Source organism: Streptomyces sp. NBC_01255 (assembly GCF_036226445.1).
Classification (GTDB): domain Bacteria; phylum Actinomycetota; class Actinomycetes; order Streptomycetales; family Streptomycetaceae; genus Streptomyces.
This window is the reverse complement of record NZ_CP108474.1, coordinates 6,449,185-6,465,665: the sequence shown is the minus strand read 5'-3', so window position 1 is coordinate 6,465,665 and position 16,481 is coordinate 6,449,185. Positions and strand designations below refer to the sequence as shown.

At 73.1% G+C, this 16,481-nt stretch carries 13 protein-coding genes; 6 read left to right on the top strand and 7 right to left on the bottom strand.

The features are described from left to right. Position 1 precedes the first annotated feature (1 nt). Genes OG357_RS29265 through rsmH form a run of 4 tightly spaced genes read right to left on the bottom strand, consistent with a single transcriptional unit; the run spans position 2 to position 5,234 of the window. Positions 2-1,711, bottom strand: a complete 1,710-nt coding sequence (locus OG357_RS29265) for a UDP-N-acetylmuramoyl-L-alanyl-D-glutamate--2,6-diaminopimelate ligase (RefSeq protein WP_443066752.1) — start codon at positions 1,709-1,711, stop codon at positions 2-4. A gap of 16 nt (positions 1,712-1,727) precedes the next feature. Next, complete coding sequence (locus tag OG357_RS29260) at positions 1,728-3,731, bottom strand: peptidoglycan D,D-transpeptidase FtsI family protein (protein ID WP_329623993.1); 2,004 nt, start codon at positions 3,729-3,731, stop codon at positions 1,728-1,730. 7 nt (positions 3,732-3,738) lie between these two features. Then, the gene (locus OG357_RS29255; RefSeq protein WP_443066751.1) at positions 3,739-4,281 is read right to left on the bottom strand and encodes an FtsB family cell division protein; all 543 of its coding nucleotides are present in this window, start codon (positions 4,279-4,281) and stop codon (positions 3,739-3,741) included. Further along, a complete protein-coding gene (rsmH, locus tag OG357_RS29250; RefSeq protein WP_329623992.1) occupies positions 4,278-5,234 on the bottom strand; it encodes a 16S rRNA (cytosine(1402)-N(4))-methyltransferase RsmH in 957 nt (318 codons plus the stop codon). Before rsmH ends, OG357_RS29255 begins: the two co-directional genes overlap by 4 nt. A 373-nt stretch (positions 5,235-5,607) precedes the next feature. Between rsmH and OG357_RS29245 the strand changes: the two genes are divergently transcribed. The 4 genes from OG357_RS29245 (at position 5,608) to OG357_RS29230 (ending at position 11,115) form a co-directional block, all read left to right on the top strand. Next, on the top strand, positions 5,608-6,147 hold the full coding sequence (locus tag OG357_RS29245) for a beta-class carbonic anhydrase (RefSeq protein WP_317594314.1): 540 nt from the start codon (positions 5,608-5,610) through the stop codon (positions 6,145-6,147). 179 nt (positions 6,148-6,326) lie between these two features. After that, entirely contained in the window at positions 6,327-7,346 is a 1,020-nt protein-coding gene (locus tag OG357_RS29240) for an AAA family ATPase (protein WP_329623991.1), read from the top strand. Next, the gene (locus OG357_RS29235; protein WP_329623990.1) at positions 7,346-8,692 is read left to right on the top strand and encodes a DUF58 domain-containing protein; all 1,347 of its coding nucleotides are present in this window, start codon (positions 7,346-7,348) and stop codon (positions 8,690-8,692) included. The genes OG357_RS29240 and OG357_RS29235 overlap by 1 nt, the downstream gene beginning before the upstream one ends. After that, complete coding sequence (locus OG357_RS29230) at positions 8,689-11,115, top strand: transglutaminase TgpA family protein (protein ID WP_329623989.1); 2,427 nt, start codon at positions 8,689-8,691, stop codon at positions 11,113-11,115. Before OG357_RS29235 ends, OG357_RS29230 begins: the two co-directional genes overlap by 4 nt. 163 nt (positions 11,116-11,278) lie before the next feature. Here OG357_RS29230 and OG357_RS29225 read toward each other — a convergent pair whose 3' ends face one another. From OG357_RS29225 to OG357_RS29215, 3 genes are all read right to left on the bottom strand, one after another. Then, positions 11,279-11,683 carry a DUF3040 domain-containing protein gene (locus OG357_RS29225; RefSeq protein WP_329623988.1) on the bottom strand — a complete coding sequence of 135 codons (405 nt, stop codon included), beginning with the start codon at positions 11,681-11,683 and terminating at the stop codon, positions 11,279-11,281. Between the two features lie 272 nt (positions 11,684-11,955). Then, positions 11,956-12,744 carry a methyltransferase gene (locus tag OG357_RS29220; RefSeq protein ID WP_329623987.1) on the bottom strand — a complete coding sequence of 263 codons (789 nt, stop codon included), beginning with the start codon at positions 12,742-12,744 and terminating at the stop codon, positions 11,956-11,958. A 67-nt stretch (positions 12,745-12,811) separates the two neighbouring features. Then, positions 12,812-13,354 carry an SAV_6107 family HEPN domain-containing protein gene (locus tag OG357_RS29215; protein ID WP_329623986.1) on the bottom strand — a complete coding sequence of 181 codons (543 nt, stop codon included), beginning with the start codon at positions 13,352-13,354 and terminating at the stop codon, positions 12,812-12,814. A gap of 163 nt (positions 13,355-13,517) precedes the next feature. Between OG357_RS29215 and OG357_RS29210 the strand changes: the two genes are divergently transcribed. Together OG357_RS29210 and OG357_RS29205 are read left to right on the top strand one after the other, a co-directional pair. After that, positions 13,518-14,402, top strand: coding sequence for an ATP-binding cassette domain-containing protein (locus tag OG357_RS29210; protein WP_329623985.1), 885 nt, complete (start codon positions 13,518-13,520; stop codon positions 14,400-14,402). Then, the gene (locus OG357_RS29205) at positions 14,374-16,461 is read left to right on the top strand and encodes a YhgE/Pip domain-containing protein (RefSeq protein ID WP_329623984.1); all 2,088 of its coding nucleotides are present in this window, start codon (positions 14,374-14,376) and stop codon (positions 16,459-16,461) included. Before OG357_RS29210 ends, OG357_RS29205 begins: the two co-directional genes overlap by 29 nt. Positions 16,462-16,481: the final 20 nt, after the last annotated feature.

Here is a 16,481-nt window from a genome sequence, read left to right as displayed (position 1 = left end):
TTCATCCCTGACTGTTCTGGTGGCTGTCTTCGGCGCTGTCGTCCACGGGGGCGACCCGGGCGTTCTGTTCGAGGATCGCCGCGCGGAGGACCTGGCGGTCGTCGAAGGGGCGTACGACCCCGGCGATCTCCTGGCCCTGCTCGTGGCCCTTGCCCGCGACCAGGACGGTGTCGCCCGGCTGTGCGCGGGCCACGGCGGCGGCGATGGCGGCGGCGCGGTCGGCGAGGACGACGACCTCGCCGCGCTCCTCCGCCGGGACCTCGGCGGCGCCCGCGAGCATGGCGGAGAGGATCACGAGGGGATCCTCGGAGCGTGGGTTGTCGGAGGTCAGGACGGCGGTGTCGGAGAGCCGGGCCGTGGCGGCGCCCATCGGGCCGCGCTTGGTGGTGTCCCGGTCGCCGCCGCAGCCGATGACCACGTGCAGCTTGCCCTCGGTGACCTCGCGCAGCGAGCGCAGGACCGATTCGACGGCGTCCGTTTTGTGGGCGTAGTCGACGACCGCGAGGTACGGCTGGCCGGCCTCGACCCGCTCCAGGCGGCCCGGGACGCCGGGGACGGCAGCGATGCCGTCGGCGGCGCTCTTCGCTTCGAGGCCCGCGGTGGCGAGGGTGGCGATCGCGGCGAGGGTGTTGGCGACGTTGAACGGGCCGGGCAGCGGGGCGGTGGCGGAGATCCGCTCGCCCTGCGGGCCGACGGCGGTGAACGTCGAGTCGTGGGAGCCGAGGACGAGGTCCTCGGCGCGCCAGTCGGCGTCGGCGCGGCCCTCGGCGGAGAAGGTGACGACCGGGACGGTCGCCTCCTTCGCGAGCCTGCGACCGTACGCGTCGTCGAGGTTCACGACGCCGAGCCGGCTGCGCTCGGGCGTGAAGAGCGCGGCCTTGGCCCGGAAGTAGTCCTCCATGTCGGAGTGGAACTCCATGTGCTCCGGGCTGAGGTTGTTGAAGACGGCGACGTCGAAGACGCAGCCGTCCACCCGGCCGAGCACGAGGGCGTGGCTGGAGACCTCCATGGCGACCGCTTCGACGCCCCGCTCGCGCATGACGGCGAAGAGCGCCTGGAGGTCGGTGGCCTCGGGCGTGGTCCGTTCCGACTTGATGCGCTCGTCTCCGATGCGCATCTCGACGGTGCCGACGAGACCGGTGGACCGTCCGGCGCCGCGCAGGCCGCCCTCGACGAGGTAGGCCGTGGTGGTCTTGCCGGACGTGCCGGTGATGCCGATCTGGAGGAGGCCGGCGCCGGGCCGTCCGTAGATCTCGGCGGCGAGCTCGCCCATCCGGCCGCGCGGGTTCTCGACGACGAGGACCGGCAGGCCGGTCGCGGCGGCGCGCTCGGCGCCGTCCGGGTCGGTGAGGACCGCGGCGGCTCCGAGTCCGGCGGCCTGGGCGACGAAGTCGGCGCCGTGCAGGCGGGCTCCGGGCAGGGCCGCGTACACGTCCCCGGGGCGTACGGCCCGGGAGTCGTGCGTGATGCCCGTGATGGCGACGGGACCGTGGCCGGGGCCGGCGCCGGGGGTGTCGACGCCCAGCTGTGCGGCCAGGTCGCCCAGGGGTGTCGGGCGGGCCTGCTGCGGCCGGGGCGGGGTGGTTCGGTACTGATCAGCGTGTGGCACGGCGGTGAGCGTACCGGGCGCACCCTGTGCGGGGCCAAAAGAGCCCGGGGCGTCGCCGGAGTTCGATTTCCGGTTCCCGGAATGGGGGGTGATCGTTGTCACTGGTGCTCCCGGAGGGTCACGGGGTGCGGTCGGAGAAGACCGGCAGTCGGGCGGGCTCGCTGCCTGTGGGGGCGACGTGGAGGGTCTTGAGGGCGAACTCCATGACCTTCTTGTAGATGGGTCCGCAGATCTGGCCGCCGAAGTAGCTGCCCTTGGTGGGGTTCTGGATGGCGCAGTAGACGGTGATCTGCGGGTCGTCGGCGGGGGCGAAGCCGGCGAAGGAGGCGGTGTACCCCTTGTAGCGGCCGAGTTCGGGGTCGACGCGGTTGGCGGTGCCGGTCTTGCCCGCGACCCGGTAGCCGGGGATCGCGGCCCTGGTGCCGGTGCCCTCCCGGTCGTCGACGACGGACTCCAGCATCTGGGCGAGGGTCTTGGCGGTCTTCTCGCTGACGACCCGGGACTCCTTGGGCGCGGGGGCCGCGGCGAAGCGCCCGTCGGGCCCCTTGGTGCCGCGTACGAGGGTCGGTTCGATCCGTACGCCTCCGTTGGCGATGGTCGAGTACACGGAGGCGGCCTGCATGGCGCTGACGGAGAGGCCCTGGCCGAAGGGGATCGTGTACTGCTGCGAGGTGGACCAGTCCTCGGGCTTGGCGAGGATGCCGGGGGTCTCGCCCGGGAAGTTCAGGCCGGTGGGGCTGCCCATCCCGAACTTGCGCAGGTAGGTGTGGAGGACCCGGTTGGCGTCGGCCTGGGTGTCGCCGAGCCGGCCGGTGGCGAGGATCGTGCCGATGTTGCTGGACTTGGCGAGGACGCCGTTGAGGGTCAGGTACCAGGTCTTGTGGTCGACGTCGTCCTTGAAGAGCCGGTCGCCGCGGTGGAGCCGGTTGGGGACGGTGACGTGGGTGTCGGGGGCCGCCTTGCCCTCCTCCAGGACGGCGGCCATGGACATGACCTTGCTGGTGGAGCCGGGCTCGTAGGCGTCCTGGAGGGCCGCGTTGCCCATGGAGGCCGCGTTGGCGGCGGAGAGGTCGTTGGGGTCGAAGCCGGGGGCGTTGGCCATGGCGAGGACCTCGCCCGTCTTCGTGTTCTGCACGACGACGTATCCGCGGTCGGCCTTGGACTTCCTCACCTGCTCGGTGATGGCCTGCTGGGCGGCCCACTGGATGTCCCGGTCGATGGTGAGCTCGATGTCGGAGCCGGGGACGGCGGGGGTGCCCTGGGAGCCCGCGGTGGGCACCTGGCGGCCGCCGGACTCCGTGAAGCGGACCTTGCCGTCCTTGCCGGCGAGCTCCGGGTCGAGCATGGACTCCACGCCGCCGGCTCCCTTGCCCTCGGCGTTGACATAGCCCAGTATCCCGGCGGCGAGCTCGCCGTTCGGGTACACGCGCTTGGTGCTGGGCTCGCTGAGGATGCCGCCGAGCAGATTGACGCCGGTGCCGCCCTTGGCGCGGGACTTCTCCCCGTAGACCTTCCTGAGGTCCTTGATCTGGTTCCAGACCTGCGGGGTCTGCTTGCGCGCGAGCAGGGTGTAGCGGGACTTGGGGGTACGCAGCTTCTTGGCCAGCTCGGCGGGTTCCTTGCCCAGGATCGGGGCGAGGAGGGCCGCGGCCTGCTCGGGCGCGTCGGCGACCTTGGACTCCTCGGGCGTGAAGAGCTTGGGGTCGGCGGTGATGTCGTACGCGTCGACGCTGGCGGCGAGCGCGATGCCGTTGCGGTCGGTGATCTCGCCCCGCTCGGCGGAGAGCGTGTGGTCCTGGAAGCGGTACTTGTCGGCCTTGGCGGCGTACGCGCTGGCGTCGACGGCCTGGACCTGGAGCAGCCGGATCACGAAGACCAGCATGACGAGGGTCAGGCCGAGGGAGATCAGCCGGAGCCGGGGCCGGGGGCTGCCGAGCCGGATGGTACGGGGCTGCCGGGGCGCCGGCCGGGGCGCGGGGCGCTTCGCGGCGGGGCGCGGAGCGGGGCGCGAGGCGGCGGGCCGGGACGGGCGGGCTCCGGCGGAGGCGGGCCGGGGGCGTGCGGGCCGGGCGGGCCGGGCGGGGCCGGGGACGCGGCGGCGGGGGGGCTCCTTGGAGGGCACTGCTCGGTCACCTGCCGGAGGTAGTAGGGGAGGCGGGTGCGGGCGCTGTCCGTACGGGGCCGGACCCGGTGGGGCCCGGACTGGTGGGGCTTCCGCCGGTGGGGGACGTGGCCGTGGCCGTGTTCGGCTGTGGGTTCGAGGAGACGGGCGGGGCCGGCTTCGCGCTCGGGCTCGGCTTCGGGGCGACCGCGGTCGAGGGCTCGCCGAGCACCTTGCCGTCCGGGCCGAGGAAGGCGGGGCTGCCGCCCGGGACCATGCCGAGCTCGCGGGCCCGCCGCTCCAGGGCGTCGGGGGCCGCGTAGTCGTCCACGTCCCGCTGGAGCGCCTGCTCCTCGTCGGTGAGCTCGGTGGTCCTGTCCTTGAGCTCGCGCAGCTTGAAGGAGCCCTGGTTGAGGGCCGAGTTCAGCAGGAGCAGGGCGATGAGCCCGCCGCCGAGGAGCACGAAGACGAGCAGGACGAAGGGGGTGCGGGCGGCCGAGCTGGGCCCCGACGGCATGAGCCGTCCGAGCCGCGCGGCCCGCCCTTTGAGGGGCCCCTTCCCCGTGCTCACAGCACGTCCTCCCGGATGCGCTGCGCGCCGCGGAGCCGGGCGGGCGCGGCGCGCCGGTTCTCGGCGACCTCTTCCTCGGTGGGGAGTTCGGCGCCGCGGGTGAGCAGCTGGAGGCGCGGCTGGTACTTCTCCGGGACGACCGGGAGTCCGGGCGGCGCGGTGGTCGTGGCGCCGGCCGCGAAGACCTGCTTGACGATGCGGTCCTCCAGCGACTGGTAGGAGAGGACGACGACCCGGCCGCCGACGCCGATGGCCTTCACGGCCGCCGGGATCGCCTTCTCGACGCTGTCGAGCTCACGGTTGACCTCGATACGCAGGGCCTGGAAGGTCCGCTTGGCCGGGTTGCCGCCGGTGCGCTTGGCCGCCTGCGGCAGGGAGTCGCGGATGAGCTCGACGAGCCGGGCGCTGTTGGTGAAGGGCTCCTTCTCGCGCTCGCGCACGACCGCGGAGACGATGCGCTTGGCCTGCTTCTCCTCGCCGTACGCCCGCAGGATGCGGACCAGCTCGCCGGCCGGGTAGGTGTTGAGGACCTCGGCCGCGCTGATGCCGGTCGTCTGGTCCATGCGCATGTCGAGCGGGGCGTCCTGCGCGTAGGCGAAGCCGCGGTCGGCCTCGTCCAGCTGCATGGAGGAGACGCCCAGGTCGAAGAGGACGCCGTCGACCGCGGGGATGCCGAGCCGGTCGAGGACCTCGGGCAGCTCGTCGTACACGGCGTGGACGAGCGTGGCGCGCTCCCCGAAGGGGGCGAGGCGCTCGCCGGAGAGGCGCAGCGCCTCCTTGTCCCGGTCGAGGGCGACGAGCCGCACCTCGGGGAAGCGCCGGAGCAGGGCCTCGCTGTGGCCGCCGAGGCCCAGGGTGCAGTCGACGACGACCGCGCCGGGGCGCTCCAGTGCGGGGGCCAACATGTCCAGGCACCGCTGGAGCATCACCGGGACGTGGCGGTCGTTGCTCAATGCGCCCTCTCAGATCCGGCGCGGTGGTACGTACCGCCGGGCTCCCGCCCCGCACCGGCTGCCGCGCGAGCGGGAGGAGCGCGAGCGGGAGGGAGTCGATCCGTAGGTACCGCCGCACACACGGGGGAGAAACCGCGGAAATCGCTCGATGTCTCCGTGAACTTCGCGTCACTTTAGTCCACGTGACCCGCCGGTCAATCAACCGGCTGGCGCGTCGCACGGCGCCGGCGGACCCGTGGGACATTCCGGACGGCTCACTCGTTCGGGGCCCGGCTTCCCCCACCTGTGGGTTAGCTCACAACAAGCCTCAATGGCGTTCTTTGTCCCCTCTCACAGCAGGCCCGGCGACCCTGTGCCCGTTAACGTCGGAACCATGTCGACATCCGCGCACCCCTCTGCCGACGCCGTACGCACCGCCGACACGGTCACCGACCGCCTCGTCGAGGCGAACGAGCGCTACGCCGCCGACTTCACCGACCCCGGAATGGACGCACGGCCCGTGCTGCGCGTCGCCGTCGTCGCCTGTATGGACGCCCGTCTCGACCTGCACGCCGCCCTGGGTCTCGAGCTCGGCGACTGCCACACCATCCGCAACGCGGGCGGTGTGGTCACCGACGACGTGATCCGGTCCCTCACGATCAGCCAGCGGGCGCTCGGCACACGCAGCGTCATGCTGGTCCACCACACGGGCTGCGGTCTCGAATCGCTCACCGAGGACTTCCGGCACGAGCTGGAGGACGAGGTCGGCCAGCGGCCGGCGTGGGCGGTCGAGGCCTTCCGCGACGTGGACCAGGACGTCCGGCAGTCGATGCAGCGGGTGCGGACCTCCCCGTTCCTGTTGCACTCCGACGACGTCCGGGGCTTCGTCTTCGACGTGACGACCGGTCTTCTGCGCGAGATCGACCCGGCCTAGTCGTCTCCATACGGCAACAGTCGACCCGGCACAACGGGTCAAACCCCGGCATTCCCCCCGCACTTGTCCACAGGCGAGTGACACGACCCGGCCACGGCAACAAGAATGCTGGGGTGACACCCCCCGAAACATGTCCCCGGGGGCAGGTGTCCGTGTTCCGGAAGGCCGAGGAGGGCCGGGTGACGACCTATGACGATCGAGCGAGCCTCACTGATCTGACCACGACCGCGGAGCGTGTCCGCAGGTCGGTGGAGGGTGTGATCGAGGGCAAGCCCGAGGTCGTACGGCTTTCTCTGACCGTGCTGCTCGCCGAGGGTCACCTCCTCATCGAGGATGTCCCCGGCGTCGGCAAGACCATGCTCGCCAAGACCCTGGCGCGGTCCATCGACTGCTCGGTGCGCCGCATCCAGTTCACCCCCGACCTGCTGCCCTCGGACATCACGGGCGTGTCGATCTTCGACCAGCAGCGCCGGGAGTTCGAGTTCAAGCCGGGCGCGATCTTCGCGCAGATCGTGATCGGCGACGAGATCAACCGCGCGTCGCCGAAGACCCAGTCCGCGCTCCTGGAGTCCATGGAGGAGCGGCAGGTCACCGTCGACGGCCAGACGTACGAGCTGCCCGGCCCGTTCATGGTCGTCGCCACCCAGAACCCGGTGGAGATGGAGGGCACCTACCCGCTGCCCGAGGCCCAGCGCGACCGCTTCATGGCCCGGGTCTCCATCGGCTACCCGAGCGCCGAGGCCGAGCTCCGGATGCTCGACACGCACGGCTCGGTGTCCCCGCTGGACGACCTCCAGCCGGTCGCCCACGCCCACGACATCGTGAAGCTCATCGACGCGGTGCGCGCGGTCCACGTCGCCGACGCCGTCCGCCGGTACGCGGTCGACATCGTCGCCGCCACCCGCACCCACGCCGACCTGCGGCTCGGCGCCTCCCCCCGGGCCACGCTCCACCTGCTGCGGGCCGCCAAGGCGTCCGCCGCGCTCAGCGGCCGCGAGTACGTCCTGCCGGACGACCTCCAGGCCCTCGCCGCGCCCGTCCTCGCCCACCGGCTGATGCCGACGGCGCAGGCCCAGCTGAACCGGCGCACCGCCGAGCAGGTCGTCCAGGACATCCTCCAGCGCACCCCCGTCCCGGCCGCGACCCCGCCCGCCGGACAGCTCTACGGCCAGCAGCAGCCCGGCGCCCGGCGGCCGTGATGAGAGGCGCTGCCGTACCGGACGGGCAGCGGGGCGAAGACGACCGGGGCGGTCTGCGGGCCGCCTTCGGCGGTCTCACCACCCGCGGCCGGTCCTTCCTCGCCGCCGGGGTGGCCGCCGCCGTCTGCGCGTACGTCCTCGGCCAGGCCGATCTGCTGCGCGTCGGGCTGCTCCTCGCCGCCCTGCCGCTGATCTGCGTCCTCGTGCTGCACCGCACGCGCTACCGGGTCGCGGCCTCCCGCCGCCTCACCCCGCAGCGGGTGGAGGCGGGCTCCGAGGCCCGGGTCCAGCTCCGGATGGAGAACGTCTCCAAGCTCCCCACCGGGCTGCTCATGCTCCAGGACCACGTGCCGTACATGCTGGGACCCCGCCCCCGTTTCGTCCTCGACCGGGTCGAGGCGGGCGGCCGGCGCGAGGTCTCCTACCGGGTCCGCTCCGACCTGCGCGGACGCTTCCCGCTGGGCCCGCTCCAGCTCCGGCTCAACGACCCCTTCGGGATGTGCGAGCTGACGCGTGCCTTCAGCGCGTACGACACCCTCACCGTCGTCCCGCGCACGGAGGCGCTGCCCCCGGTGAAGCTCGCCGGCGAGGCCTCGGGGTACGGCGACGGGCAGCAGCGCTCCCTCGCGCTCGCCGGCGACGACGACGTCATCCCGCGCGCCTACCGGCACGGCGACGACCTGCGCCGGGTGCACTGGCGCTCGACCGCCCGCTACGGCGAGCTGATGGTCCGCCGCGAGGAGCAGCCGCAGCGGGCCCGCTGCACCGTGCTCCTCGACACCCGCCGGGTCGGCTACCAGGGCACCGGCCCCGACTCCGCCTTCGAGTGGGCGGTCTCCGGCGCCGCCTCCGCCCTGGTGCACATGCTGGAGCGCGGCTACGCGGTCCGGCTGCTCACCGACACCGGCAGCGCGGTGCCCGAGGGCTCCGACGGCTTCGCCGGCTCGACGCAGGACTCGGCCGACACGGCCGGTCTGATGATGGACACCCTCGCGATCGTCGACCACTCCGAAGGGGCCGGGCTCTCCCGCGCCTCCGACGTACTGCGCGGCGGCAACGAAGGGCTGCTCATCGCCTTCCTCGGCGACCTCGACGAGGAGCAGGCGGCCCTGACCGCCCGGATGCGCGGGCGGACCGGCGCGGCCGTCGCCTTCGTCCTCGACTCGGGCAGCTGGCTGACGGGCGGCGCCGTCGGCGGGGCGGTCGAGAACCGCGTACGGCAGCTGCGCGAGGCGGGCTGGACGGCGCTGGCCGTGGCACCCGGGGCGCGGATCGCCGACGTGTGGCAGCAGGCGGCCGGAGCCCGTGCGGAATCCGCCGCCGACACCTACGGAGGTTGGTCATGAGCGGCCGCGCACGGCTGACCCTCGCCTCCTGGGGCGCCACCCTGATGGCGGCCGGGGCGCTGCTCCCGCTGGTGAAGCCGGCGAACTGGATCTTCACGGCGGCCTTCGTCCTCGCTCTGGTGAGCGGCGTGGGCACGCTGGCCCGGCGGGTGCCGCTGGCCCGGCCGCTGACCCTGCTCGCGCAGGCGGCCGTCGTGCTGCTCGCGCTGACCCTGTTCTTCGCCCGGGAGCAGGCGGTCCTCTGGCTGATCCCCGGCCCGGAGGCCCTCACGTACACCGTCGACCTGTTCTCGGCGGGCGCCGAGGACGTCGGCCGGTACGCGGTCCCGGCGCCGGACACCGAGGGCATCCGGCTCATGCTCGTCGGCGGTGTGGTCGCGATCGGGCTCCTGGTGGACGCCCTCGCGGTCACCTTCCGCAGGGCGGCCCCGGCCGGTCTTCCGCTGCTCGCGCTGTACTCGGTGGCCGCCGGTCTCTCCGGTGGCGGCGCGGGCTGGCTCTGGTTCCTCCTCGCGGCCTCCGGCTATCTGCTGCTGCTCCTGGCGGAGGGCCGTGACCGGCTCTCCCAGTGGGGGCGGGTCTTCGGGGGCGCCCAGCGTGCCGGCCGGCCGGGCTCGGTGGGTGCGAGCGGCGGTCCCGCCTTCGCCCCGGCCCGCACCGGCCGCCGGATCGGCGCCGTCGCGATGGGCGTCGCCATGGTGGTGCCGCTCGCGCTGCCGGGTCTCTCCGGGGGCCTGTTCGGCGGCGGCAGCGGCGAGGGGAACGGGGGTTCGGGCAAGGGCGGCGTCATCTCCGCCGTGAACCCGCTGGTCTCCCTCCAGGACAATCTGCGCCAGCCCGAGGACCGGGAGGTCCTCCGCTACCGGACCAACGCCGCCGACAACAGCGGCCTGTACCTGCGCCTCGTCGCCCTCGACCAGTTCGACGGCGCCTCCTGGAAGTCCTCGCAGCGCCCCATCGAGGACGTGCCGAAGCAGCTGCCGTGGCCCGAGGGGCTCGGCCAGGACGTCAAGGTCAGCGAGGTGACCACCAACATCGTCGCCTCCGACGCGTACGAGCAGCGGTGGCTGCCCATGCCGTACCCGGCGGGCCGGGTCGACATCGGCGGGAAGTGGCGCTTCGAGCCGACCGGCCGGATGCTCGTCGGCGACGGCGACCAGAACACCGCCGGCGTCCGCTACCAGGTCTCCAGCCTGGACGTGCAGCCCACGTCCGGGCAGCTGGCCGCTGCCGGGACCGCCCCGGAGAAGCTGCGCGCCGAGTACACGAAGGTCCCCGAGTCCCTCCCCGCCGATGTGCGGGCGAAGGCCCGGGAGGTCACCAAGGGCGGGCGCAACGACTACGAGAAGGCGGTGAAGCTCCAGGACTGGTTCGCCGAGGACGGCGGCTTCCGCTACGACGTCGACGTGACCTCCGGCACCGGGGCGCAGGCGATCTCGCGCTTCCTGAAGGACAAGGAGGGCTTCTGCGTCCACTTCTCCTTCTCCATGGCGGCGATGGCCCGCTCCCTCGGCATCCCCGCTCGGGTGGCCGTCGGCTTCATGCCGGGCACGACGCAGAGCGACGGCTCGGTCTCGGTCGGCATCCGGGACGCGCACGCCTGGCCCGAGCTGTACTTCGACGGGGCGGGCTGGATGCGGTTCGAGCCGACGCCGTCGCGGGGCTCCACCCCGGCGTACACCCGGCAGAACACGCCCTCGGGCACGGCCACCGGTCCCACGCAGCCCCAGCAGAGCGCCTCGGCGCAGCCGTCCGCCGCGCCGAGCGCCTCGGAGAGCTGCACGCCGCAGATGAAGAAGCTCGGCGACTGCGGTCCGGACGCCGCCGTGGGCGGTGACTTCTCGGACGGTTCCGGTACGGATCCGCTGAAGGTGGTGCTGCTGTCCCTGGGGACGCTCCTGGTGCTCGCCGTACCGTTCGTTCCGGCGCTGTGGCGGACCCGTGTGCGGGCCCGCCGGCTCGGTCCGGGCGGCGGACGAGGCCCGGAGGACCTGGCGGCGCGCACGCTCGCGGTCTGGCGGGAGATCACCGACACGGCCTGGGACTACGGGGTCGAGCCGGACGAGTCGATGACGCCGCGGAAGACGGCGGCGCGAATGGTCCGACTGGGTGAGCTTCAGGGCGAACCGGCGGACGCGGTGCACCGCGTGGCCCGCGCGGTGGAGGAAGCGCTCTACGCGCCCCGGCCCGTGCCGGCCCCGGGGCTCGCCGAGGAGGCCGCCCGGATCAGGGCGGGTTTCCACGCGAGCGCCGACCGCGCTGCGCGCCTCCGCGCCACCCTGGCCCCGCGCTCGGCGGTCCGCCTCCGCTGGGAGGCTTCGGCCCGCTGGTCGTCCGCGACGGCCACGTGGTCGGTACGCCGCCACACGCTGGTGTCGCGCACGACGTCCCTGTTCCGCCGCACCCCCCGCGAAGCGGGCTGACGGCCGGGGAGGGGCGGGGCCGCCATCGGCGGCCTCGCCCCTCCCCGGCCCGTTCCCCTACCCCCAGGGGTACGGCCGAGCCCCGCAGGGCATCGCGCGTCGTGGCGCGGGCCCTGCGGGGCTCGGTCGTGTAAGGGGTGCGGGGCTGCCGCTCAGGGGGCCGTCAGTGGCCGCCGCCCTGCTGTTCGTCGCGGCGGCGCTGCCACCGCTCTTCGATCCGATTCATGGTGGAGCGTCGCTGCCGGGTCTGGCGACCACCGGTCGCCGTCCCGCCACTGGCCTGCTGCTCACCTGGCTTGGGCGCCTTGCGCCATCCGGTGACCGCCAGGACCGCGCAGCCCAGCATGACGAGGAATCCCACCACGCTGATCCAGATCTGCTGTGCGACCATTCCGGCCATGAGGAGCGCGATACCCACCAGGAAGCCGGCGACTGCCTGGTAAACCCGTCGGCGGGTGTACGTACGCAGCCCGCTTCCCTCGAGCGCTGTCGCGAACTTGGGATCTTCGGCGTACAGCGCTCGCTCCATCTGCTCGAGCATTCGCTGCTCGTGCTCCGAGAGCGGCACGGAGTCCTCCTAGTCGTCGGTCGCGGGGGCGACCGGTTTGCGGCCCTTTCAGGATAGGCAGGGAATCGCCCCCGTGAAACCCGCCCACAATGCCGAAAAGCCAATCCGGGCCGCCATGCGGATCGGTTGCTGAGGCGTTGATTCCCCAGCGCCATCTCCGTCATGCCGGATGGTGTCCCCCGATCATACGGGGCTGAACCCCAGATCGGGCGGGCAGTGGCGTACTCCATCGACGCCCGCCGCCCGCACCGCCGAACGGGTGCCGGTGGCTGTCAGGCGCGCTTCTCGCCGAGAACGTGCAGCTGGGTGGCGATGGCGTGGAAGGAGGGCAGCTCCGCGGCCGCGGCCTCCAGCTTGAGCAGGGCCTCCGCGGCCCCCGGCTCGGTGTCCACGAGGACGCCCGGAACCAGGTCGGCGAAGACCCGGACGCCGTGCACGGCGCCGATCTCGAGTCCGGCGTCCGCCGTCAGCTCGGCGAGCTGTTCGGCGGTGAAGCGCCGGGGCACGGGGTCGCCCGCGCCCCAGCGGCCGTCGGGGTCGGTCAGCGCGTGCCGGGCCTCGGTGAAGTGTCCGGCGAGCGCGCGGGCCAGCACGGCGCCGCCGAGCCCGGCGGCGAGCAGGCTGAGGCTGCCGCCGGTGCGGAGCGCGGCGACCGCGTTCCGCACGCCCTCGGCGGGGTCGTCGACGTACTCCAGGACGCCGTGGCAGAGCACGACGTCGTACCCCTCGCGCTCGACCACGTCGAAGAGACCCCGGACGTCTCCCTGGACACCGGTGACCCGGTCGGCGACCCCGGCCTCGGCGGCCCGCCGCTCCAGCGCGAAGAGCGCGTTGGGGCTGGGGTCGACGACGGTGACGCGGTGACCGAGGCGGGCCGCCGGTACGGCGAAGTTCCCGGAGCCGCCGCCCGTGTCGAGGACATCGAGGCTGTCCTTCCCGGTGGCCTTGGCCCGGCGGTCGAGGGCGTCCTTGAGGACGTCCCAGACGACGGCGGTACGCAGGGAGGCGCGCGACGGTCGCGACGACGCCTCTCGACCGAAGACAGGGGAAGGGTCCGGCACGGCTGTTGACTCCTCGGTGACGGGTACGGACGCTCCCCACCCTATGGCCTCGGGCCTGCGTTTCGGATCATCCGCCGGCCTCTCCGGCCCCCGGCTGGCGGGGCAGCACCGGCGGGAGGACGAGCAGCCGCTCGACCAGCCGCAGGAACAGGGCGGCGTCCCGGAGCAGGTCGTCGGCCTCGCGCCGGGTCGCCGCGCTCGTGATGCCGGCCTCGGCGCGGGCCCTGCGCTGGGCTCCGGAGGCGAAGAGGGCGCTCCACTCGGTCAGCTCGGGCGCGAGCTGGGGAAGCAGCTCCCAGGCGCTCCTTATGCGCTGCCGGTGGCGGGGTGCGGTCTCGGGCCTGCCCCGGGCGGCGAGCACGGCGGCCGCGGCCCGCAGGGCGGCGAGGTGGGCGGTGGCGTACCGCTCGTGGGGCCGGTCGAGCGAGGCGGCCTCGACCAGTCCGGTGCGGGCCTTGGCGAGCAGGTCGAGGGCGGCGGGCGGGGCGGTGGCGCGGCGCGGGACGGGGTGGACGTCGGACGCGGGTCCGGACACTGCGGGGGTGGCATGACTGCCGGGGAGAGGGAGGGGGCGGGGGCGGGGCGCGGCTGCTGCGGAAGGGCTGGCCATGACGTGCCTCCTGTCGTCGCGTGACGGCTCTGTGGCCGTATGTGTCCATCGTGCAGGGCCCCACTGACAATGCGGCTGACCTGGGGTTTTGCCTGATCCACTACCCCGGGGTAATTTTTGCACTGACCAGTCAGTTCAAAAATGGGGAAGTGGGGGTGGGCCCGTGGGAGCGGAGGCAGAGGAGCAGCCGCACGGCGCCGCCGTCGTCGCGGACGGCTTCGGACTCAAGGGACCGCGCGGCTGGGCCTTCCGGGAGGTCTCCTTCCGGGCCGCGCCGGGCGCGCTGGTGGCGATCGAGGGACCGTCCGGCTCCGGCCGTACGTGCCTGCTGCTCGCCCTCACCGGCCGCATGAAGGCCACGGAGGGGCACGCCGAGGTCGGCGGGGTGCGGCTGCCCCGCAAGCCGGGCGCGGTGCGCCGGATCAGCGCGCTCGGGCAGGTGCCCGGCGTGAGCGAGCTGGACCCCGCCTTCACGGTCGCCGAGCACCTGCGCGAGCGGGTCCTGCTCCAGCGCCGCTTCGACGGTTCCGTACGGGCGCTCCTGCGGCGCCCCGCCGAGCGGGCGGCGGAGGCGCGGGCCCGGATCGACGAGGCCGTCACGGCCTCCGGTCTCGACCTCGCGGCCCTGCCGAAGGGCGAGCGGACCTCCGTACGCGATCTGGAGCGGCTCGAAGCGCTGCGGCTCTCGATCGCCCTGGCCCTCATCGGCCGGCCCCGGCTGCTCGCCCTGGACGACACGGACCTGAAGCTCTCGGACGCCGACCGGGCCGAGGCCTGGGCGCTGCTGCGCTCGGTGGCCGAGGCCGGGACGACCGTCCTCGCCGTCTGCGCGGAGGCCCCGGCGGACGCCCAGCGGATCACGACGATCGCCGACGCGACGGATCCCGAGGAGCCCGAGGAGCCCAAGGAGCCCGCGGAACCGGAAACCGAACCGGAATCCGAGCCGGAATCCGAGCCGGAACCCGAGCCGGAAACGGAAGCAGAAGACACCGCAGACGACACCGAGGAGGGGGCGGCCGATGCGCTCGCCGAAACTGGCCGCTCTTGAGCTGAAGCGCTTCGGCAGGGGAAAGCTGCCGCGCGCCGCGCTCGTCGCGATCCTGCTGCTGCCGCTGCTCTACGGCGCCCTGTACCTGTACTCGTTCTGGGACCCGTACAGCAGGCTCGACAAGATCCCCGTCGCCCTCGTCAACGAGGACCGCGGCGCCACCGCCGACGGCAAGAAGATCAACGCCGGCGACGACATCGCCGAGGGACTCCTGGAGAGCAACACCTTCGCGTGGCACCGGGTGAGCGACGCGGAGGCGCGCAAGGGCGTCGAGGACGGGACGTACTACCTGTCCCTGACCATGCCCGGCGACTTCAGCTCGCGGATCGCCTCCAGCTCCGGCGACTCCCCCGAGACCGGCGCCCTCCGGGTCCGGACGAACGACGCCAACAACTACATCGTCGGCCAGATCTCCCGCACGGTCTTCTCCGAAGTACGCACGGCGGCCTCCACCAAGTCCTCGCGCACCTTCCTCGACAAGATCTTCATCTCGTTCTCCGACATCCACGAGGCCACCGCGAAGGCCGCCAAGGGCGCGGACGACCTCAAGGACGGTGTGGACAAGGCGAAGAAGGGCTCCAAGGACCTGGCCGACGGCCTCAAGGACGCCAAGCAGGGCAGCGGCGACCTGGCCGCCGGGCTGAAGAAGCTCGACAAGGGCGCCAAGGACCTGGAGAGCGGCTCCCGCAAGGTCGCGAAGGGCACGCAGGAGCTCGCCGACAAGGTGAACGGCACCGCCGACAAGGTCCGCCCGTACCTGGCGAACAACGGCACGTCGATCCGCGACAGCGCCCGCCTGGCCTCGGACTCCATCGCGGCCGCCCGCAACAACCTCGACGACCTCGTCAGGCGAGCCCCGGTGGTCCGGGCCGCCGCGCACAAGGCGGACGACGGCCTCGCCGCCCTCCACCGCGAGGAGTGCGAGACGAAACCGGAGCCGGACGCGCGGGTGTGCAAGGTGCTCAAGGAGGCCTCGGTCTCCGCCGACGACGTCGCCACCATCGCCGACGACGTGCACGTCCTGACCAAGGACAGCACCGGCGACCTGAAGACCCTGGACGCGCGGCTCGTCACGCTCAAGAAGCAGGCCGACGAGCTGGCCGTCCGCGCCCCGCACCTCGACGAGGACGTCGAGGGCGCCATCAGGAAGATCAACGAGCTCAACGCGGGCGCCAAGAAGGTCGCCGAGGGCGCGGACCGGCTGCACACCGGCATCGGCGGCGCCAAGACGGGGTCGGCGAACCTCGACACCGGCGTCGGCAAGCTCAAGAAGGGCGCGGGCGAGCTCGACGGCGGTCTGTTCAAGCTGGCCGACGGCTCCGGCGCACTGGCCGTCGGTCTGCACGACGGGGTCAAGCAGATCCCCGACTACGACGAGAAGGACCGCGACCGGCGTACGGAGGTCATGGCCGACCCGGTGCAGCTGGCCTCGCAGTCGATGCACAAGGCGCCCAACTACGGCACCGGCTTCGCCCCGTACTTCATCCCGCTCTCCCTCTGGGTCGGCGCGATGGTCGCGTACATGATCATCCAGCCACTGAACCGCCGCGCCCTCGCCGCCGGCGGCTCGGCCTGGCGGATCGCGCTGGCGGGCTGGCTCCCGGTGGCGGCGATCGGCGTCCTCCAGGTGGGGGCTCTCATGTCGGTCCTGCACTGGGGCCTCGGCCTCCAGATGGCCAGGGCCGCCGGCACGGTGGGCTTCCTCGCCCTGGTCACCTGCTGCTTCGCCGCGATCATCCAGTGGCTCAACGCCCGCTTCGGCGCGGCGGGCCGGATCCTCGTGCTCGCCGTGCTCATGCTCCAGCTGACCTCGGCGGGCGGCACGTACCCCGTGCAGACCAGCCCGGGCTTCTTCAACGCGATCCACCCCTTCCTGCCGATGACCTACGTGGTCGAGGCGCTGCGCCGGCTGATCACGGGTGGCGGGATCGAACCGGTCTGGCAGGCCTGCGCGGTGCTGACCGCGTTCACCCTGGGCGCCCTGGCCCTGACCGCCGTGTCCGCCCGCAAGCGGCAGGTCTGGACACTCGACCGACTCCACCCCGAGCTGACCCTGTGAGACAGGGCCGGTGACACCCG

Bases quoted from the DNA above. Each gene is read 5' to 3' on its own strand.
- OG357_RS29245 (WP_317594314.1), top strand. From the start codon at position 5,608: ATGTCGACATCCGCGCACCCCTCTGCCGACGCCGTACGCACCGCCGAC.
- OG357_RS29235 (WP_329623990.1), top strand. From the start codon at position 7,346: ATGAGAGGCGCTGCCGTACCGGACGGGCAGCGGGGCGAAGACGACCGG.
- OG357_RS29230 (WP_329623989.1), top strand. From the start codon at position 8,689: ATGAGCGGCCGCGCACGGCTGACCCTCGCCTCCTGGGGCGCCACCCTG.
- OG357_RS29215 (WP_329623986.1), bottom strand. From the start codon at position 13,354: ATGGCCAGCCCTTCCGCAGCAGCCGCGCCCCGCCCCCGCCCCCTCCCT.
- OG357_RS29205 (WP_329623984.1), top strand. From the start codon at position 14,374: ATGCGCTCGCCGAAACTGGCCGCTCTTGAGCTGAAGCGCTTCGGCAGG.